The organism is Pantoea eucrina, assembly GCF_020079945.1.
GTDB classification, from domain to species: domain Bacteria; phylum Pseudomonadota; class Gammaproteobacteria; order Enterobacterales; family Enterobacteriaceae; genus Pantoea; species Pantoea eucrina.
In genome coordinates, this window is sequence record NZ_CP083448.1 from 1,517,397 (window position 1) to 1,536,618 (window position 19,222).

Consider the following 19,222-nt stretch of genomic DNA (forward strand, 5'->3'; position numbering starts at 1 on the left):
CCTTTGTTACAACATACTTAATGTACCTGTGCCTGCGCCGCTGACAAGCTTCCAGTTTAGTTACAACAAACTTTTAAAATTTAAGTTTTACCAGAATCAGCCCCGGAGACCAATAATGGCCTGACAAGAAGAAGGTTCAGCCTGCAGAATATCCATGATATAACAATGCTTTATCTGATACGGAAAGCGCCCGTGCACTATCATTCAAAACCCGCGATACCCGCCATTATTACGCTGGGTGCGGTTCAGATCCTTTCCTGGGGCGGGTCGTTCTACCTGATGGCGGTGATGGCAGCGCCGATTATCGCTGAAACCGGCTGGGCTCAGCAGTGGGTTTATGGGGCGCTGTCGCTCGGCATCCTGGTCTCCGGCTTGCTGGCGCCACTCAGCGGACGACTGATTGCCCGTGGTTACGGGCCGCTGATACTGGCAGGCGGCGGTGTGGTAATGGCGTCAGGGCTGGTGGTGATGGGGATGAGCTACCAGCCTGGCTGGTTTTTTGCCGCCTGGCTGCTGATTGGCACAGGAATGGCAATGAGCCTTTACGATGCGCTGTTTGCAACGCTCGGCACGCTCTATGGCGGACAGGCGCGCAGCACTATCACCGGCGTGACGCTGATTTCGGGCTTATGCACCACGCTGGTCTGGCCGGGAACGGCATGGCTGATTGCGCTCGCCGGCTGGCGTGATGCCTGTTTCATCATTGCTGCGCTGCTTACTCTGCTGGTCTTTCCCGCCTACCGCTATGCGCTGCCGGCGCCGGTCACGCAAACCGGGAGCAGGGGAGGCCGGACCGGCGCGATCTCTGACACTCTGCAGAGCGCGCTCTCGCCGCGACTTTTCTGGCTGCTGTGCGCCATTTTTACCCTCGCTTCGGTTATTATGACCGCCATCTCGGTTCAGCTTATTACGCTGCTTCAGTCCGGGGGCTATTCGCTGAGCGCAGCGCTGGCGCTGAGTGCCGTTCTCGGTCCCTGTCAGATTGGATCGCGGCTTCTGGATGTAATGTTTAAACGTAGTCATCCCATATGGACCGCGCTGTTCTCTGTGGGACTGGTGGCAGCAGGGCTGCTGCTGCTGGCGCTGTTTCCGGCAATGGCGCTGATCGCTATGGTGCTCTATGGCGCAGGAAACGGTTTGCGGGCCATCGTGCGCGGTACGCTGCCGCTGGCCGTTGTCAGACCGGAACAGTATGCCGTTATCACCGGTCGTATGGCGCGCCCGGCGCTGATCGGACAGGCGCTGACGCCACTGGCGGGGGGCTGGCTGGCGGCGCATGCCGGCGCTGACGTGACTCTCTGGGTACTGTGTGGGCTGGCGGGTATAAACGTTGTGCTGGTGGCGCTGCTTAAGCAGCAGTTACCGGCGCAGGCGTCGTCCGTGCAAAACTAAGCAGCTTGTGCGCTAACCGGGCCGCAGATGGGGAATCCGTGCCCTGTGCGGTTGGGGTTGCTTCTAAAAAGCAACAGTGTTTGTTATATTTATTGCTCATTGTTCACTCATTGACGCGCTATAAAAACAAAAAGATAAGCCGCAACTCAGGATATTGAAATGTTAGATTATCGCTTCCCGACAGCTCTGCAGATGGTTTTAAGCGTCGCGATGGCGGAGCAACTGGGAAAACGCTCGACCAGCGCTATTCTGGCGTATGGTCTGGAGGCGAATCCCAGCTTTATTCGTAAGCTGATGGTTCCGCTGACGCGCGACGGCATTATTGTTTCGACGCTGGGTCGCACCGGCTCCATTCACCTGGGCCGGCCCGCAGCAGAGATCACGCTACGCGATATCTATACGTCAGTCATTGAAGACAAAAAACTGTGGGCGTCGCGGCCGGATGTTGCACCGCGCTGCCTGGTCAGCGCCAACCTCTGCTGGTATTTCAAATCGATTGCTCAGGAGGCGGAGGAAGCATCGCTGAAAGTGCTGGAGACGCGCACCGTGGCGGATGCGCTGAACGAACTGAAAAGCAACGATACCAGCAATTGCGAACCGCTGCCGGACGCTGAACCCGCCGGACTCTGCCAGAAAACCCGTTGATACCGGCACTGCATGCGCGTCCGACGGTCAAGAGGATATAAAAAGCCCGGCTTCAGCCGGGCTTTTCCATTTGTACCGCTTTTAAAGTGACGTTGCGCTTTCCGCACGCGTGCGGCGCGTTACCAGCTTGCGCAGCGTAACGTAGAACACCGGCGTCAGGAACAGGCCAAACAGGGTCACGCCAAGCATCCCGGCAAACACGGTTATACCGGTCACACCGCGCACTTCTGCGCCAGCCCCTTCACCCAGAATCAGCGGAACCGTACCGGCGATAAAGGCAATCGAGGTCATCACAATCGGCCGCAGGCGCAGACGACACGCCTCCAGCGCGGCAGCGGTCACGCTTTTACCCTGCATCTCCAGCTCACGTGCAAACTCCACAATCAGAATAGCGTTTTTGCACGCCAGCCCCATCAGCACCACCAGCCCGACCTGGACAAACACGTTATTATCACCGCCGGTCAGCCAGACGCCCGCCAGCGCGGAAAGCATGGTGACCGGGACAATCAGGATCACCGCCAGCGGCAGCGTCCAGCTCTCATAGAGCGCTGCCAGTACCAGAAACGCCAGCAGGACCGCAACCGGGAAAACGATCAGTGCGCTGTTGCCCTGGGTCGCCTGCTGATAGCTCAGGTCAGTCCATTCGATATTCATACCGTTGGGCAGCATCTGCTCTGACATCATCTCCAGCTGCGTCATCGCCTGCGCGGAAGAGAGCACGCGCGGATCGGCATCGCCAATCAGATCCGCAGCGGGATAGCCGTTGTAGCGGATCACCGGATCGGGGCCGTAGGTGGTGGCGACATGCACCATGCTGCCGACCGGCACCATTTCGCCCCGGTCATTACGGGTACGCAACGAAGTAATATCCTCAACGCTGTCACGGAAATCGCCGTCCGCCTGCGCCATCACGCGCCAGGTACGGCCAAATTTATTAAAATCGTTCACGTAGGCGGAGCCGAGATAGACCTGCAGCGTGGTAAAGAGATCGGGTAACGCCACGCCCTGTGCACGGGCTTTGTCGCGATCGACCTGCACATCCAGCTGCGGGACATTGGCCTGATAGGAGGAGATCGGAAACATCATGCCCGGCGTCTGCATCACGGCACCGGAGAGGGTGTTAATAGCCTCCTGCAGTGCGCCGTAGCCGAGGCCACCGCGATCCTGCACATAAAGCGAATACCCCGATCCCTGGCCCAGACCCAGAATCGGCGGTGGCATAATTGAGAAGCCAAAGCCCTGCTGAATCTTAGCAATTTTTGCATTCAGCTCCGCGTTGATCTCTGCCGCGCTGCGCGTCCGTTCGCTGAACGGTTTCAGGCCAAAAAACACTGTGCCGGCGTTAGGCGTATTGGTAAACTGCAGCGCGTTCAGGCCGGGAAACGCAACCGCATAGGCGACGCCGTCAGTATGCATGCCAATCTCGCTCATCTCGCGGATCACCGCATCGGTGCGCGCCAGCGAAGCGCCTTCCGGCATTTTTACGCCGCCAATCAGATAGAGCTTATCCTGCGTGGGAATAAAACCGCCCGGCACGCTGTGAAACAGCAGGCCTGCGCCGGCAAGCAGCAGCAGATAAACCGCAAACACCGCGCCGCGCCGGCGCAGCGTGGTGCCTACCAGGGATTCATAGCCTGTTGCACTGCGCTGGAAAAAACGGTTGAACGGGCGAAACAGCCAGCCAAACAGGCGGTCAATCAGCCGGCCAGGCAGATCTTTAGGCGCGTCATGGGCTTTCAGCAGTTTAGCCGCCAGCGCCGGCGAGAGCGTCAGCGAGTTAATGGCGGAGATCACCGTCGAGATAGCGATGGTCACGGCAAACTGCTTATAGAACTGCCCGGTCACGCCGGAGAGAAACGCCATCGGCACAAACACCGCGCAGAGCACCAGCGCAATGGCGATAATCGGACCGGACACCTCGCGCATCGCCTGGTGCGCGGCGGCCACCGGCGTCAGACCCTGTTCGATATTGCGCTCAACGTTCTCAACCACCACGATGGCGTCATCCACCACGATGCCGATAGCCAGCACCAGCCCGAAGAGGCTGAGCGTATTGAGTGAGAAACCCAGCAGCCAGAGCACGCTAAAGGTGCCAACCACGGAAACTGGTACCGCCAGCAGCGGAATAATCGACGCGCGCCAGGTCTGGAGAAACAGGATCACAACCAGGACAACCAGCGCAATGGCTTCAAACAGCGTCTGCACCACGGCGTGAATAGAGTCGCGAACAAACACCGTGGGATCGTAAGGTGCAGCCCACTGCACATCCTCCGGGAAGCGCGTGGCCAGCTCGTTCATTTTGGCCCGCACCGCGTCGGAGAGATCGATAGCGTTCGCGCCCGGCGCCTGGAAAATACCGATGCCGACCGCATCCTTGTTATTCAGCTGAGAGCGCAGGGCGTAGCTGCCGGAGCCTATCTCAATGCGCGCCACGTCGCGCAGCCGTACCAGAGAGCCGTCAGCCGTGCTTTTCAGGATAATGTCACCAAACTGCTCTTCGCTCTCCAGCAGACCCTGGGTATTGATAGAGAGCAGGAAATCGCTGGCTTTGCGGGTCGGTTCCGCGCCAAGCTGTCCGGCGGAGACCTGTACGTTCTGCTCACGCATGGCGGTAATCACCTCTGCGGCCGTCATGCCGCGCGCGGCGACTTTGTTGGGATCGAGCCAGACGCGCATCGCATACTCACCCGCGCCGAAGATCTGAATCTGGCCGACGCCGGGGAGGCGTGCCAGCTCATCTTTCACCTTCAGGGTGGCGTAGTTGCGCAGGTAGAGCGAATCATACTTGCCGTGCGGGGAGAAAAGATGCACAACCAGCGTCAGCGTGGGCGACATTTTCTGGGTGGTCAGCCCCAGCTGGCGTACCGCTTCCGGCAGACGCGCCTCAGCCTGCGCCACGCGGTTCTGCACCTGTACCTGCGCCCGATCGGGATCGGTGCCGGGGCGGAAGGTCACGGTAGTGACCAGTACGCCATCGGAGCCGGCCACCGACTTCATGTACATCATATTTTCAACGCCGTTGATCGCCTCTTCCAGCGGGGTCGCCACGGAATCCGCGATCGCTTTTGGGTTAGCGCCAGGATATTCGGCGCGTACCTGCACGCTGGGCGGCACCACATCCGGATATTCGCTGATTGGCAGCAGCGGGATCGCAATTAACCCGCTGGCAAAAATCAGTATCGACAGCACCGCCGCAAAAATGGGACGGTCGATAAAAAAACGAGAGAAATCCATAGAGTAGGGTCTCGGTTAAGGAGCGGGGCGCATCGCGACTGAGTGAGCCTGTACCGGCATGCCGGGCATAAAGACTTTTTGCAGACCGTTTACGATCACGCGATCGCCTGGCTGCAGACCCTGCTGAACAATACGCAGTCCGCCAGAGAGATCGCCAGGCTGGATATCGCGCCGCTGCGCTTTGCCTTCGGCATCAACAATGTAGACATAGCGGCGGTCCTGATCGGTGAGAATCGCCTTGTCATCAATCAGCAGCGCGGTGAAATCGGCACGACCCGGCAGCCGGACGCGGGCAAACAGCCCCGGCGTCAGTTCGCGCTGCGGGTTATCGAGCAGCGCGCGCATGCGAATGGTGCCGGTACTGGCAGTAAGCTGGTTATCCAGAAAATCCACCGTGCCGCGATGCGGATAGCCGTGTTCGCCGGTCAGGGAAACCTGCAGCGGCAGGGCACCGCGCTGTTCGCCCTGGCGCGCCAGCTGCTGATAGTGCAGAAATGTCGCCTCATCGACATCAAACCAGACATACATCCGATCCTGGGAAACCAGCGTGGTCAGTACGCTGGCGCTGTCGCCTGCGGTGACCAGATTGCCGGCGGTGATTAGCGCGCGGCTGGCGCGGCCATCAATCGGGGCGGTCACGCGGGTAAAACTCAGGTTGAGGCGGGCCATATCAACCGCCGCCTGCACGCTCGCCTGCGCCTGCTGCGTGGCCGAACGACGCTGCTGCCAGATCTCGCGGGATACCACCTGGCTGTTGATCAGCTTATCGGTACGATCCGATTCACTGCGCGCCAGCGCCGCCTGCGTCCGCGCGCCGGCGAGCTGCGCTTCAGCCTGTGCCAGCGCGGCACGATAGCTGCGGTCATCAATGGTGAACAGCACCTAATCTTTTTTAACCTCATCGCCTTCGCGATAGTTTACCCGGTCGATATAGCCGGAAACGCGCGGGCGCAGCTGAACGCTCTCGACCGCCTCGATCCGGCCATTGAAGTTATCCCATTCGCTGACCTGCTGCCGGATCACCTGTGCCGCACTCACCTCCGGCGGCGGCGGCGGGGCGTTTTGCGCCACGCCGCGATCGCAACCCGCCAGCAAACCTGCCAGCAGCGCTGTGCCTGCCAGGCTAATAGCCTGACGAACCCTGTCTTTTTTTCCGGACATTATTGTTATTCCACGTTGATGAAGCACGAAAGACGACGTAAAAATATGCAACTTTAACGATTGCATTAATCGGGAGGAGTGTAGGTCGCGGCGAAGTGCATCTGCAAGAATATCTGATACACTTTATGTGCGGTCTGACGGGCGCTCAGCGCAGAGAGAAAAACCCTGCTTTATGTGCGGCATTTAATGTAATAATAAAACTTGCATTAAGTGCGATAGTCAGTCACCCTTAAAGTGTAACTGCAACTGATACTGATACTGTTCGTAACGGCGACGGGAGAGAATGGGATGATGAGCGACGCGTTTATGCACGATCTGATTGACTGGATCGATAACAATATCGAAGCACGGCTGGATCTTGATACCGTGGCTGACCGGGCGGGCTACTCCAAATGGCACCTGCAGCGTATGTTCAAAGAGCACACCGGTTATCCGCTGGGCGAATATATCCGGGCGAAAAAGCTGAAAAAATCAGCGGACCGGCTCACCACGACTAACGAGCCTATTCTGAACGTAGCGATTTCGCTGGGTTTTGATTCACAGCAGTCGTTTAACCGCAGCTTTAAGCGCCAGTATGGCGTAGCGCCCGGCGCGTGGCGTCGTCACGCTTCACATGCACCCGGTGCCATGCAGTAAGTTCTCCGCCAGGGCCAGCCACGCTGGCCCGCGTCAATTTCCCGCCTGAATCTGCTATGCTGACCTCCTTTTTTCAGGGGTGTCGCGATGTCAATATTACGCTGGATCGGCCTGCTGGCGATCGTCATTGTTTGCTGGACCGCGCTGCGGCCACAGGTTAGCACTCCGCCTGCCGATCCCACGACTGGCCACGCCACGGCTTCTTCTTCTGCCACCATTGATGCGCTGACGCAGGCTGAACGCGTTGCGGACTGGCTGGTGCAGCATCAGCGTCTGCCCGATTTTTACCTGACCAAAGCGGCCGCGCGCCGTCAGGGCTGGGAGCCGGATAAAGGCAATCTGTGCGAGGTTCTGCCAGGACGCGCCATCGGCGGTGACCGCTTCAGCAATCGCGAACAGCAGCTGCCGCGTCAGGTGGGACGGCAGTGGTATGAGGCGGACGTCAATTATCGCTGCGGGCGCCGCGGCGCTGACCGTCTGATCTACTCCTCCGACGGGCTGATCTACCTCACCCGCGATCACTATCGCAGTTTCAGAAAGGTGCACTGAGCGTGCTGACTATAGATATCGACTTCGCCACGCTGCGCGACCGCGCGGCGTTTTATCAGGCGCTGAATGCGCAGAGCGGTGCGCCTGCTGCTGTCGGCGCAAATCTGGACGCGCTGTGGGACTGGCTGACCGGCGGCATGGCGCTGCCGGCAACGATCTGCCTGATACATGCAGAGCAGGCCGCGCAGCAGGCGGAGTTTGCGCCGGTACTGGCGCTGCTTGAGGAGGCGGCGCAGCTGCTGGAGGGCGAGCTGCGCCTGGTCTGGCGCTGATCAGGCGTGCAGCGGCAGCAGCAGCACCGACAGCGTCTGCCGCGCGCCGGCGGGCAGATCGCTGCCGCCCGTATAACCATTATTCTCCACAATCAGCTGGTTGAGTCCGACCAGCCAGTCATAGATGTAGAACGCCGTATGATTAGCGGGCGCAGCCGTCAGGCGCGTCAGGCGCTGGCCTGACGAGAAGCTGACGCTCGGCGCGGGCGGACGGGAAAAAATCGTCTGCCCCCGGTTTACGCGACTTTCAGGGCGCTCGCTCTCCGGACGCTGTAAAAAACCGAGCCAGGCGACAAAATCACCCAGCACCGTCATGGCGCGCGAAACCTGACGATCGGTGCGTGCTTCATGCGTGCTGCTGTCCGGCTCATTCAGCGCACTCTGCAGCCTTGCCAGCAGCTTAAGACGAAAACTGGCCGCAATCAGCTCCTCGGTCAGCAGCTCCATGGTGGGCTTGTCGACGTTCAGCAGCGTCAGCAGGCTGCGGTTCTCAGGCAGCTGGCGCAGATGCGCCAGCCACAGCGTCAGAACTTGCTGCGGAAACTGCTGCTCGCTGCGGACGCTCGTATGCTGCGGCTCGCCGGCGGGAGCGGGCGCGTCGCTGAACAGATCGAACTCAAAGCCGATACCAAAATAGCTTTGCTCCGCAGCGGGCTTGCCGCTGTGCGCCGTTACCGCGCCGCTGCTCTGACTCAGCCAGAGCTGGCGCACGGCATCACGCGACGGCTGCAGCCGCTCCAGCAGCTCACCGTGCAGGCCGGTGCGGTGCTGCAGACATTTCAGCAGCGTATCGGCGATGGTCTGTTTACGCAGCGCCTGCTCGGGCGAGGCGCTGGCTTCTGTCCACGGCTGCAGCCGGGCCGCGACTTTCTGCTGCAGCGCGCCCGTCAGCAGCGCCAGATGGTCGCGACGCGCCTCGGGCTGCATCTCTTCCTGCAGCCAGCTGCTCATGCGATCGACGCCTGCGCGATCCTGCGCCAGCATTGAGCCCCAGCTCTGACCCGGCTGGCCAATCTGACGCTGCACCGCCTCGTCGACATTGATCTGCTGCGCCTGATAGCGCGCATCGTAAGGGGTTATCGCCCAGATCAGACGCGGTTTTTCGCTGCCGCTGCTTACGCTCTGCTGCATCTGCCACTCGCGCAGCGCGCTGGCGGCGGGATCGGCGTCGTGGCGCTGGCTGGCAGCGGTGCAGATCAGCATCAGGTCAATGCCCTGGCGCGTGGCGTAAAAACCGGGCAGCAGGGCACGCTTCTGCTCCAGCAGCTGCGCACGCAGCGGATCGCGCAGACGCAATTGTGCCTGCTCCTCCTGCAGCTGGCGATCGGGAAGCGTGCCGGGGGCAGGCAGATCCAGCATGTCCGCCTCATCATAGAGCGCCTGACGCGGCGTGGAACTGAGCGGTATGGTCAGCTCCAGCGTCAGCAGCGCCAGCTCGCCGAGCGCGACCCGCTGTGGCTTACCGCTGCGGTTGGCTACCACCGGACAGACCTCAATCATCTCCTGCAGATCGGCGTCGTGACCGATCAGCTTTTCAGCCGGCAGCTGCGCATCATCTACCAGCAGCGAGAGCGGCGCCAGCACGCGCGGCGCGTGGCGCAGCTGCTGAAGCAGGTGCAGCAGCGGACGCAGCGTGTCGCTCAGGGCGGGCTGACCGGGCCAGAGCAGGGCATAAAGCTGTACGCGATCGTCAACGCTCAGCCAGGGTGCCAGCTCGGCGGCCTGGGGCCAGAAATGGCGATCCAGCGCTTCCGCGTGACGATGATGACGGCGGCTCCATCCCCACAGGGTGATGAGCGCGTCGCTCTCTGCGCCGGGCTGTGGCTCGCTCTGGCGGTGACGCTGCAGGCGCTGCAGCGTGGTCTCAATGGTGCGGATATCCGCGCCGTCACGCTCAATGCGGGCGCTGGCGAGCAGCAATCGGATCAGCTCCGCTTCATTAAGCAGGGTCAGCTCAACCGGCCACGTGCCGGAGGTCGCTTCACGCTGGTGACTAAAGCGCGTGGCCGCAGCGAAATCGAGATTACCGGGATTGATATGCTGAAAATAGTTGAGCACTTTGTCGCTGAATCGGGTCATCAACTGACCCTGCGCGTCGCCCACCATCTCACTCAGCAGCCAGGCTTTACCCGCCTGCGACTGACCAAACAGCGCCAGCGTAACCGGACGCGCCAGCTGCAGCGCCAGCGCCTGGCTCTCAGCGCGCGCGCGGCGCAGCTGCAGGCGCAGCGTATCTGCTTCCAGCGCCAGGCGCGGCGAGTGCGGCTGCTGGGCATCGATCCAGCCGAGCGCGCTGTCCAGCGTTTCCCGCAGCAGGCTCAGTCGCTTAGCCGGGGTGGCGGTGGTTTTTCTGGTCGTTCTCATCGTTTACAGACGCTCCCGCTGTCAATCCAGTATTGCGCGTTGGCATTGCCGCTGCCGGAAAGTGTATTAAGCTTCAGGCTCAGCTGCTCCAGCGGCACCCGCGTGCCATCATCCAGCCGCGCGTCGCTGAGGATCAGCCGCTCCGGCCCGTTATTATCTGGTCCCGGCTCTGCTGCCAGCTTAATACGCAGCACGCTTTCGCCCGCGACTTTGCGCGCCAGCTGCGGGTCGGTAATGCTCAGGCTGTAGAGCGGCGACGCCGGCCAGCGGTCGTTCTCCAGCTGACGAAAACCGAGGCAGACGTTGCCGCGAATGCGAAAGCTGCTTTTGCGATCCAGGGCAAAACTGCTGCTGTCGAGATCGATTTCGCTGTAGCAGAGATTATCATCGCTGAGCGTGGCATTTTCATCCAGAACGCCAAGATAGCGAATGGTCGAATAGGGCTCAAAATCACCGGCGCGGAACCAGAAGCTGCTGAGACGCAGATCGAGCGCCAGCAGGCAGAGCATCGCGCCCACCGCCGCGGTTGATTTCGGGTTATCGATACGTCCCTGTTTATTAAACGGATACCAGTCGCTGGTGTGATACCCCTCCAGCGACAGAATACGGCTGCCCGGCAGCGGCTGCAGGTGACGCACCAGCGCCTGGATACCGGGGAAACGCGACGGCCGGCCGGTCAGCAGCAGAACATCACACTGATAGAGCGACACCACTTCGCACATGGCGCGCAGCGCCGGGATAATAGCCATACGGTGCTGCAAAAATTCGCCGTGCAGCTGCGCCATACTGACCACCAGCGGCACCTGCAGCAGATCAAACCGGCTCTCGCTGCCCAGCGTGCGCTGAATTTCGCCATTCACAAACGCCAGCACCGCGCCTGCCGGCTGCTGCGGCACCAGTTCGCCAAACAGCGCGTTGATCTCGCTGTGGCTGTCGAGCGGATCCCAGTTCTCATACCGCTCCAGCACCGCCTGCGCCAGCGGGATAAACAGCTGCAGCGTAACCTGCTGACGCAGCGTCGCCTGTCCATCCATCCGGCTGTCGTGGCCAAACAGCTTCTGCATCAGCGGCTCGGGCAGGGTGACGCCCGCTTTTTGCAGACTCTGCTGCAGCGCCGGCAGGATCCAGAGCTGGATCACATCCAGCAGAATATCATCGCCGGCAACCTTAAAGCCTTCGCGAAACAGCAGGCGCGGCGTAATTTTCACATTATTGCCCTGGCCATCATCCAGCCGGTACTGGGTGATCGCGAGGTCGGTGGTGCCACCGCCGATGTCGATTGAGGCGATGCGCAGGCTTTTGCCCGGCAGCTCATCGCTCTCACGCGGGCGATCGGGGCGCGCCATACTGCTGAAAAAATCTTCCGCCCGCCCGGCAAAGTTCACCTGCGTTTCATTAAACAGCCACACCATCTGGCCGCAGGTGGCTTCGTCCCACTCCATCTGCACATCCGGCAGCGGGCGGTGCGCGGGCGCTGTGTCCCAGCCCTCCGCCTGCCACACCAGGGCGAGCGCCTCCTGCATGCGGCGGCGAAATATCTCCCGCTCCGGCTTGGGCATCGCGGAGGGCAGCGTCAGGATCACATGCCGCAGCTGGCGCGGCGCCTGGCTCTGCGGCATGCGCTGGCGCTGTGCAACGCTGTTCATCTGCATCATCGCCTGCGCCAGCAGCTCGCAGAGCATAAAGGTCATCAGCGCGCTGCGGCTGTAGCTGGCGGAAAACACCGGCAGGCGATCCTCTTCCGGCAGCGCCTGCAGCGGCTCTCCCTCATCGTTGATCATCAGCGTAAAGGGCAGCGCAATAGCCTGCGCCTCTTCGCTCTGACCGCCAGCGTTAAAGCGCCAGCCTGGCTGATAGCGCGCCTCATCCCACAGATAACGACGCGGGCTGGAGATACCGGTGCTGCCTTCCGTGCCGGCGCGCTGCAGCGCCAGACGGCTCGCTTCGCGCCCCACGCGGGTCAGCGAAGGCCACATAAATGCGTTATCGCGCCCGCTCTGCAGTGAGAAACTCGCTTTGCCAAAGCTCGCCTCTGCGAACTCCAGCCGGCTGTCGAACAGTTCGTTATACACGCGGTGCGGCTGCGATAAATCGCGCAGCTGCATCTCATACGTCTGACGCAGGCCGTTGCTCTCTTCCGGGTGATCCTCCACCAGAATGCCGCAGGTATGCGAGTTGCCGACATCGAGAATGAGATCCACACTGACCGCCGGGGTTTGCAGCGACGCCGCCTGAATAGCGATCTCCGCCAGATCGAGCTGCTCACCCAGCAGCTCCAGCAGATTGAGATAATGCGCCTGATACTCAAACTCGCGCAGCGCCTGCGTCAGCGCCAGCTCCCCGCGCGATTCCAGCGCGACCGCCCGCTGCACAAAGGTCTCACGCAGCCAGCCGTCGACCCAGGTCAGGTCAAGAAACTCGCCCAGCTCATAGTTGTGCCACGCCAGCGCAAAACTCACGCCGTTCTGCGCGTCGGCCGCGCTCAGGCCGAGCTGTTCACCGCCTTCTGCTTCCGTTACCAGCCGGGTGTCAAAAGCGAGGGTAATGCGGTGCGTATGGCCCGCTGCATCCGGTTCGCTGAGCGGCGCAAGGCGGGCGCGCGCCCAGTTATCGGGACCGCCGATAAAGCGGCGACCGCTGGTGCAGCGCAGCACCGGCAGCGGCAGCCACTGATTAGCCAGCAGGGCGAGGGAGTCGGTCAGGGCGACATCCGACTCCGGGCGTACGACCTCGGCCGCGCCTCCCTCCTCCGGGTAGAGCAGGAATTTACCGTTATTGCCATCCACGTGCAGGCGCAGCAGCGGACCGTTGGCGGTCTGGCGCACAAACTGGCGGCGCGCCTGAGCAGAAGGCAGGCGCAGACCAAAGTCGAGAAACTGCACGCCGCTCGCTTCAATCAGCGTGATTTTCTGTTTGTCATCAATCAGAGGAGCCAACATGGTTACTTACTCTCACGCTTAATCGTCAACGGGAAGGCCTGTTCAGCCCCATACTGTGCGTTACAGCTGGCAATACCGTCGCCCGCTTTGCATATCAGCTCCGGCATGCGATAGCGCGACTTGTCGCTGCAGCTGGCGGTATAGCGGCTGCGTACCACCATGGTTCCGGCGCTGGTCATCGCAGCGGTGATATCCGCTTTACAGCGAATATTATCGCCCTGACTGATCCAGGCGGTGCCTTTGCCGTTGCGGATTTTATAACGCAGGCTGGGTGGTTTGCCGGTAGGCAGGTTGGTCTGCCGCAGCGTCACGCGCCAGGTGCCGTCGATAAATTTCACCGAGCCGAGGCGGGCGTCATCCGTGGTCATAACCAGGTCATCCGCCTTTGCCGCTTCGGTATGTTCCGCCACAATTTCTGGCGGTGCGGCGTCCGCCGGTGCCGCGGGAGCCGCAGCCATACGCTGCGGCAGCGTCGCGGAGAGCGTCGCAGCTTTGACCAGTACGCCGGGCAGAACCGGCGCGCTGACCGGGGCGGGGGCTACGGCTGCCGTCAGGTCAGCCGCGGGCGCAGGCGTTTCGCTGCGCTGCATCCAGAGCGTGACGCCCGCGGCTACTGCCGCCGCCGGCAGCAGCAGGGCAAGCGGGCGCAGGCGGGACGGGCGGCGGACCGGAGCGGGCGCTGCCGGTTCTGCCACCGGCGGTGCCTCAGGCGATACCGGCTCAGACGCCGTAACGGCTTCAGGTTCAGGTTTAGTTTCTGGTTCAGGCTCAGCAACCGGTTCAGTACGCACCGGCTCCGGTATGACGGAGGGCTCAGGTTCTGCTACCAGCGCCGGCAGCGTCAGCTCCAGCGTGTCGCGCAGGCAGGCAAGGGCGTCATCGCGCGTGCGCGCCAGCGGATCCACAAAGCCCCAGAAGGTGATCACCGGTTTAGCATCAACCAGATAGACATATTGCTGATCGGGAAACTGAAAGCTTTTGCCCAGCAGCGCACCAAACAGACGCAGCGCCGGCTTGTCCGCCGCGCGCGCGCGTTCGCTCAGCGCCTGCAGCGCCTGCTGGTACTGCGTCAGCAGCTCCAGCGCCCGGCGCCGCTCGCTGTCGCTGGCGGCGAGCCAGGATTTGACCTTACCCGCGTGCGGGGCGTACCAGTCAAGGCGATCGCCGCTGTCGCTGGCTTGCGGAATAGCGAGACAGCTGGCGAGCGCATCCTGATGACGCAGCCGCAGCGTTTCGCGAATTTGCAGCGCGGAGATCCATACCGGCTGGCCGCTCTCACCCAGAGCCAGTACCGAATCCAGCTTGCCGCTGCGCAGAAAAGTTTTTGCCACTCGTTGGCCCTTATCGATGGAGGTCACGTGCAAAACATCGTGTATTGATGGCGTAAAAGTGATCTTAAGCCAAATACGGAAAATCAAAGGCGCGAAAAGAGGGGGTAAACAGGCTGTTTTTCCCCGGCTCCGGTATGAAGTGGTTACGGATTAACCGCGGCGACGAGCGGTCAGCAGCAGATGGACCAGCACGCCGCCCGCCATGCCCCAGAAGGCGGAGCCGATACCGGCCAGAGAGATGCCGCTGGCGGTGATCATCACGGTAATAATGGCGCTGTCGCGCTGATCCGGCTCCTGCAGCGCGCGCTGCAAACTGCCGGCGAGGGTATTAAGCAGCGCAAGACCCGCCAGCGTCGCAATCAGCACGGCGGGCAGCGCGCCGAGCAGCGCTGCAATCAGCGCGCCGCACAGCCCGGCCAGCAGATAGAACCCCCCGGCGCAGACGGCGGCGATCCAGCGGCGCGCCGGATCGGGGTCGACCTCATCGCCCATACAGATAGCGGCTGAGATCGCCCCCACGCAGACCGAAAAGCCGCCAAACGGCGAGCAGAGCAGCGCGATGGCCCCGGTCCAGCTGGTCAGCATGGAGACCGGCGGCTGATAGCCGTGCGCCTGCAGCGTGGCGATACCGGGCGCATTCTGTGAGGCCATGGTGATAAGAAAACAGGGCAGCGCGACGCCGGTCAGAGCGGCAAGCGTAAAGTGCGGCATCACAAATGCCGGCAGGGCAAAGCTGAAGGAGTCCGGCGGCAGGATCACGCTTTGCTGAAGCAGTGTGACGCCCGCCCCGGCGATCAGCGCCAGAATAATGGCGTAGCGCGGCAGCCAGCGGCGACAGAGTAGCCAGACCAGGCACATGGTGCCGCACAGCACGGCGTTGCTTTCCAGGCCGGTAAAGGTGCCGATGCCGTAGCGCAGTAAAATACCCGCCAGCATCGCCGCCGCGAGCGCGGGCGGAATAAAGCGCATCAGCCGGGCAAATATCCCGGTTACGCCGCTCAGCAGGATCAGCAGGTTAACCGCCACAAACACCCCGATGACCTCATTCAGGTTCAGCCCCTCCACGCTGGTCGCCAGCAGCGCTGCACCCGGCGTTGACCAGGCCGCAATAACCGGCAGGCGGGTGCGCAGCGAGAGCGCCAGCGTGGCCACCCCCATCGCCAGCCCCAGCATGGTAAACCAGCCGGCGGTCTGCGCCGGTGTGGCTCCCGCCGCCTGCGCCGCCTGCCAGATAATGGCAGCGCTGCTGCTGTAGCCGACCAGCACGGCGACAAAACCGGCGACCAGCAGCGGAATAAACGGGAGAGAGCGGGTGTCAGCCAGATGCATAGAAAACGTCCTGTTGTGCGTTATAACGCACATTGTGGCACGCGTGCCCTGCCGCGACAAGTGATACACTGGAGGGTACGCTTTCAGGAGACGATATGGATAATCTGCAACACGAGTTAGGCCAGACGCTGAAGCAGCTGCGTCAGGAGCGGGGCTGGAGCCTGACGCTGGCGGCCGCCCGTACCGGCGTCAGTAAAGCGATGCTGGGACAGATTGAGCGCGGCGAATCGAGCCCCACGGTAGCTACGCTGTGGAAGATCGTGACCGGCTTCAACGTGCCATTCTCCCGCTTTATCCACGGCAGCGCGCCACACTCCGCCAGCACCACGGTATTCAGCGAGGCCAGCGCACAGATGCAGGTTCGCCCGCTGCTGCCGTTTGATAGCCGGGTAGGGGTTGATCTGCTTGAGGTGACGCTCGCCGGCGGCGCGCAGAGCAGCTCCTCTGCCCACGAGGCCGGGGTCATTGAACAGGTGGTGGTGCTGGAGGGCGAGCTGCTGCTGGGCCTGGAGCAGGGCGCGCAGCGGCTGCGGGCGGGTGAGGCGTATCAGTTTGCCGCCGATAAACCGCACAGTTACGCGAATCCGCTCGCCACGCCGCTGCGTTTCCACAGTCTGATACACTATCTCTCTGCTAACGAACTGACGAGGAGTCCCCATGGCACTAACCACGCTTGATGCACACACCGCCCTGATTATCATTGACCTGCAGCACGGCATTGTCCGTCTGCCGGTGGCACCGCTGAGCGCTGACGACGTGATTGCGCGCGCCGGTGAGCTGGCTGGCGCGTTTCACGCGCGCAGTCTGCCGGTCGTACGGGTTAACGTCGCGGGCGGCGCGCCGGGGCGCAATGAGATGCCGCGCCATGACGCTGATTTACCTGCCGACTGGGCAGATCTGGTGCCGGAGATGCAGCCGCAAGCGGATGACATCTGCATCACGAAAAAAACCTGGGGTGCATTTCATCAGACCGACCTGCACGCGCAGCTGCAGCAGCGCGGCGTCACGCAGGTGGTGGTGTGCGGCATTGCCACCAGCATTGGCGTAGAGTCGACCGCGCGCGAGGCGTATGCGCTCGGCTATAACGTGACGCTGGCCACCGACGCCATGACCTGCCTCGATGCGCACACGCATGAAAACAGCGTCACGCGCATTTTTCCGCGTCTGGGTGAGACCGGCAGCACCGCAGAGGTACTGGCGCTGCTGGCGGAGTAAGGCCTGCCGGTGCCTGATTTAGGCACCGGGCGGTCAGTTAAAGGTGTAGCTTACATTAAGACCGGCGCTGTAATTACGACCCGGCGCCGGTTCGTAGTAGCGTCCGTTGCTCTCATTCACAATCACCGAGCCGATATAGTGGCGATCCAGCAGGTTATCCACGCGGCCAAACAGATCCAGCGTCCAGTCGCTGATGTGCCACTTGTAGCCGCTGTTCAGACCGGCCAGCGTGTAGGCGGGTGCCCGCACGCTGTTCTCGTCATTGGCCGCAATATCGCTCAGATAGCGCACGTCAGCCCCGGCGTAAAAGCCCTGTTCCGGCGCATACGCTATGCCTGCATAGGCCATGTTACGCGCAATGCCCGGAATACGATGGCCGCGACAGCTCTCGTCACCGCAGGCGTTACTGCGGTAACGGGCGTCCAGCAGCGTCCACGCCGCTTTCAGCTGCCAGTCATAGCTAATCTGCTGATCGAACGCCAGCTCCAGGCCGCGGCGGCGCGTCTCACCGGCGTTTTTAAAGGTTGAGCGTCCTTCATAGCTGCCGGCTGAAACAATCTCATTGCGGGTATCGGTCTGAAACAGCGCGGCGCTGAGCAGGCCGTTGCCGAGGCGTTTTTTCGTGCCGAGTTCCAGCGTCTCGCTGGTGGCGGGCTGCAGATCCAGGTTCAGGCCGCTGGTACCGCGGGTGCGATAGGAGAGCTCATTCAGCGTGGGGGTCTCGAAGCCGCGTCCGGCGGAGAGGTAAGCGTTCCAGCCCGAATCGATAGCGTAATTCAGCGCGGCGGCCGGCAGCCAGCGGTGATAGCGACGGCTGCCGCTGTCGTCGGGATCGCTTTCGGTAACGTAGCGATCGTCCGAGGTAAAGTTGACCGTGCTGAAGCGCACGCCCGCATCCAGCGACCACGCGTCCGTCAGCTGCCAGGCGCTCTGTAAATAGGGATCGAGGTTCCAGATCCGGTTGCGCTCATCGCGGCGGCGCTCGCCCTGCACGCCCAGCGTGCCGTCCGGGGTAAAATTGCGGTAGCCCTTGCGCTTTTCCGTCATGGTCTCATAGTCGAGACCGCCGGTCAGCGTCACCGGCACGCTGAACAGCGCGTCGCGATGGGTCCAGCGCGTATCGATACCCTGATAGTGGCGCGTCAGCGCAATCACGCCGCCGGGATGACCGGGTCTGTTCTGCGCCACAACCGGAATGGACTGATACTGCGTGGTTTCACGCTCGCCGGCCCAGAGCATCAGGCTCAGGTCGTCATGCTCGCTCATCTCGCGCTGATAGCGCACGCCCGCCTGGGTCTGATCCACGCTTTTGCGGGCGTCATAGAGAGAGACATTACTGGCAACCTGACGCGGATTATCGCGCCACTGTGCGTCGGTCAGGCCGCCCGGATCCTGCGCCTCCAGATGCACGCTGTTAAACAGCAGCGTCAGGGTACTCACCTCATCAATGCGCACGCCGAGCTTTGCGTTACCGAGGTTTTTCTGTGCGGCGCTGTGGTCGCGATAACCGTGGGTGGTAAACCGTGAAGCGGAAAGGGTGTAGCTGACGTCGCCCGGCTGCGTGCCGTCTCCCGTCGCACCGCTGGCCTTTATGCTGTTGCGCCAGCTGCCAAAGCTGCCGTACCAGCTGCCCGCTTCCAGCACAGGGGGCTGTTCGCCGCTGGCGGTTTCAACGTTAATCACGCCGCCTGATGCGTTGCCATAGAGCGCTGAAAAGGGGCCGCGCAGCACGTCCACGTGCGCCACCGAGCCGATATCGATATTCGATGTCTGCCCCTGGCCGTCCGGCATGGTAGCGGGGATACCGTCGACGTAAAGACGAACGCCGCGTACGCCAAACGTTGAGCGCGAGCCAAAGCCGCGCACCGAGAGCTGCAGATCCTGGGCGTAGTTCTGCCGGTTGAGGATCTGCAGGCCAGGCACGCTGGCGAGGTTCTCTGACAGATTGACGCGCGGCGCGGCCCGGCGCATATCCTCGCCGCTCACGACGCTTACCGCAGCGGGCGTATCGAGTTCAGAGAGGCCGCTGGCCGCGGGTGCCGCGCTGACCACCAGCGTACGCTCTGCGTTATCTGCGGCGAGCAGCGGCAGCGGCAGGAGCGCCGGCAGCAGCAGCGCCTGACGCAGTAAAGCAATATTCATAATCAAAACCGTC

13 protein-coding genes and 1 pseudogene are annotated in these 19,222 nt (G+C 62.0%); 7 read left to right on the forward strand and 7 right to left on the reverse strand.

Annotation, left to right across the window (positions count from 1 at the left end):
• Nucleotides 1-192: 192 nt before the first annotated feature.
• Together LAC65_RS07160 and LAC65_RS07165 are read left to right on the forward strand one after the other, a co-directional pair.
• The gene (locus LAC65_RS07160) at nt 193-1,392 is read left to right on the forward strand and encodes an MFS transporter (protein ID WP_039385840.1); all 1,200 of its coding nucleotides are present in this window, start codon (nt 193-195) and stop codon (nt 1,390-1,392) included.
• Nucleotides 1,393-1,551: 159 nt separating this feature from the next.
• Nucleotides 1,552-2,037 (forward strand): RrF2 family transcriptional regulator, encoded by a 486-nt coding sequence (locus tag LAC65_RS07165; protein WP_039384233.1) that lies wholly within the window; start codon nt 1,552-1,554, stop codon nt 2,035-2,037.
• An 81-nt stretch (nt 2,038-2,118) separates the two neighbouring features.
• Here the strand turns inward: LAC65_RS07165 and LAC65_RS07170 are convergent, their stop codons facing one another.
• The gene (locus LAC65_RS07170) at nt 2,119-5,271 is read right to left on the reverse strand and encodes an efflux RND transporter permease subunit (protein WP_039384235.1); all 3,153 of its coding nucleotides are present in this window, start codon (nt 5,269-5,271) and stop codon (nt 2,119-2,121) included.
• Between the two features lie 15 nt (nt 5,272-5,286).
• Nucleotides 5,287-6,432 (reverse strand): annotated as a pseudogene (locus LAC65_RS07175) (efflux RND transporter periplasmic adaptor subunit).
• A gap of 288 nt (nt 6,433-6,720) precedes the next feature.
• Here LAC65_RS07175 and LAC65_RS07180 point away from each other — a divergent pair.
• From LAC65_RS07180 to LAC65_RS07190, 3 genes are all read left to right on the forward strand, one after another.
• Entirely contained in the window at nt 6,721-7,068 is a 348-nt protein-coding gene (locus tag LAC65_RS07180; RefSeq protein WP_039384236.1) for a helix-turn-helix domain-containing protein, read from the forward strand.
• 87 nt (nt 7,069-7,155) lie between these two features.
• Nucleotides 7,156-7,617: a ribonuclease domain-containing protein gene (locus LAC65_RS07185; RefSeq protein ID WP_039384238.1), complete on the forward strand. Its 462-nt coding sequence runs from the start codon at nt 7,156-7,158 to the stop codon at nt 7,615-7,617.
• Nucleotides 7,618-7,619: 2 nt separating this feature from the next.
• Nucleotides 7,620-7,889 carry a barstar family protein gene (locus tag LAC65_RS07190; RefSeq protein ID WP_039384240.1) on the forward strand — a complete coding sequence of 90 codons (270 nt, stop codon included), beginning with the start codon at nt 7,620-7,622 and terminating at the stop codon, nt 7,887-7,889.
• On the opposite strand, the gene LAC65_RS07195 is transcribed toward LAC65_RS07190, so the two are convergent.
• The 4 genes from LAC65_RS07195 to LAC65_RS07210 all read right to left on the reverse strand — a co-directional run bounded on the left by LAC65_RS07195 (nt 7,890) and on the right by LAC65_RS07210 (nt 15,852).
• Complete coding sequence (locus tag LAC65_RS07195; protein ID WP_039384242.1) at nt 7,890-10,253, reverse strand: virulence factor SrfC family protein; 2,364 nt, start codon at nt 10,251-10,253, stop codon at nt 7,890-7,892.
• The gene (locus tag LAC65_RS07200) at nt 10,250-13,192 is read right to left on the reverse strand and encodes a virulence factor SrfB (protein ID WP_039384244.1); all 2,943 of its coding nucleotides are present in this window, start codon (nt 13,190-13,192) and stop codon (nt 10,250-10,252) included. The genes LAC65_RS07195 and LAC65_RS07200 overlap by 4 nt, the downstream gene beginning before the upstream one ends.
• Before the next feature lie 2 nt (nt 13,193-13,194).
• Entirely contained in the window at nt 13,195-14,523 is a 1,329-nt protein-coding gene (locus LAC65_RS07205) for an SrfA family protein (RefSeq protein ID WP_039384246.1), read from the reverse strand.
• Nucleotides 14,524-14,673: 150 nt separating this feature from the next.
• Nucleotides 14,674-15,852, reverse strand: a complete 1,179-nt coding sequence (locus LAC65_RS07210; protein WP_039384248.1) for a benzoate/H(+) symporter BenE family transporter — start codon at nt 15,850-15,852, stop codon at nt 14,674-14,676.
• 95 nt (nt 15,853-15,947) lie between these two features.
• Between LAC65_RS07210 and LAC65_RS07215 the strand changes: the two genes are divergently transcribed.
• Both LAC65_RS07215 and LAC65_RS07220 read left to right on the forward strand, forming a co-directional pair.
• Nucleotides 15,948-16,529: a helix-turn-helix domain-containing protein gene (locus LAC65_RS07215; protein ID WP_039384250.1), complete on the forward strand. Its 582-nt coding sequence runs from the start codon at nt 15,948-15,950 to the stop codon at nt 16,527-16,529.
• Complete coding sequence (locus LAC65_RS07220) at nt 16,510-17,067, forward strand: isochorismatase family protein (RefSeq protein WP_039384252.1); 558 nt, start codon at nt 16,510-16,512, stop codon at nt 17,065-17,067. The genes LAC65_RS07215 and LAC65_RS07220 overlap by 20 nt, the downstream gene beginning before the upstream one ends.
• A gap of 33 nt (nt 17,068-17,100) precedes the next feature.
• Here the strand turns inward: LAC65_RS07220 and pqqU are convergent, their stop codons facing one another.
• Nucleotides 17,101-19,209, reverse strand: a complete 2,109-nt coding sequence (gene pqqU, locus LAC65_RS07225; RefSeq protein WP_175540464.1) for a TonB-dependent receptor PqqU — start codon at nt 19,207-19,209, stop codon at nt 17,101-17,103.
• Nucleotides 19,210-19,222: the final 13 nt, after the last annotated feature.

Excerpts from the sequence above, each read along its gene's own strand:
- pqqU (WP_175540464.1), bottom strand. The coding sequence starts at position 19,209 with ATGAATATTGCTTTACTGCGTCAGGCGCTGCTGCTGCCGGCGCTCCTG.
- LAC65_RS07220 (WP_039384252.1), top strand. The coding sequence starts at position 16,510 with ATGGCACTAACCACGCTTGATGCACACACCGCCCTGATTATCATTGAC.
- LAC65_RS07200 (WP_039384244.1), bottom strand. The coding sequence starts at position 13,192 with ATGTTGGCTCCTCTGATTGATGACAAACAGAAAATCACGCTGATTGAA.
- LAC65_RS07165 (WP_039384233.1), top strand. The coding sequence starts at position 1,552 with ATGTTAGATTATCGCTTCCCGACAGCTCTGCAGATGGTTTTAAGCGTC.
- LAC65_RS07180 (WP_039384236.1), top strand. The coding sequence starts at position 6,721 with ATGATGAGCGACGCGTTTATGCACGATCTGATTGACTGGATCGATAAC.
- LAC65_RS07210 (WP_039384248.1), bottom strand. The coding sequence starts at position 15,852 with ATGCATCTGGCTGACACCCGCTCTCTCCCGTTTATTCCGCTGCTGGTC.
- LAC65_RS07170 (WP_039384235.1), bottom strand. The coding sequence starts at position 5,271 with ATGGATTTCTCTCGTTTTTTTATCGACCGTCCCATTTTTGCGGCGGTG.
- LAC65_RS07185 (WP_039384238.1), top strand. The coding sequence starts at position 7,156 with ATGTCAATATTACGCTGGATCGGCCTGCTGGCGATCGTCATTGTTTGC.
- LAC65_RS07215 (WP_039384250.1), top strand. The coding sequence starts at position 15,948 with ATGGATAATCTGCAACACGAGTTAGGCCAGACGCTGAAGCAGCTGCGT.
- LAC65_RS07195 (WP_039384242.1), bottom strand. The coding sequence starts at position 10,253 with ATGAGAACGACCAGAAAAACCACCGCCACCCCGGCTAAGCGACTGAGC.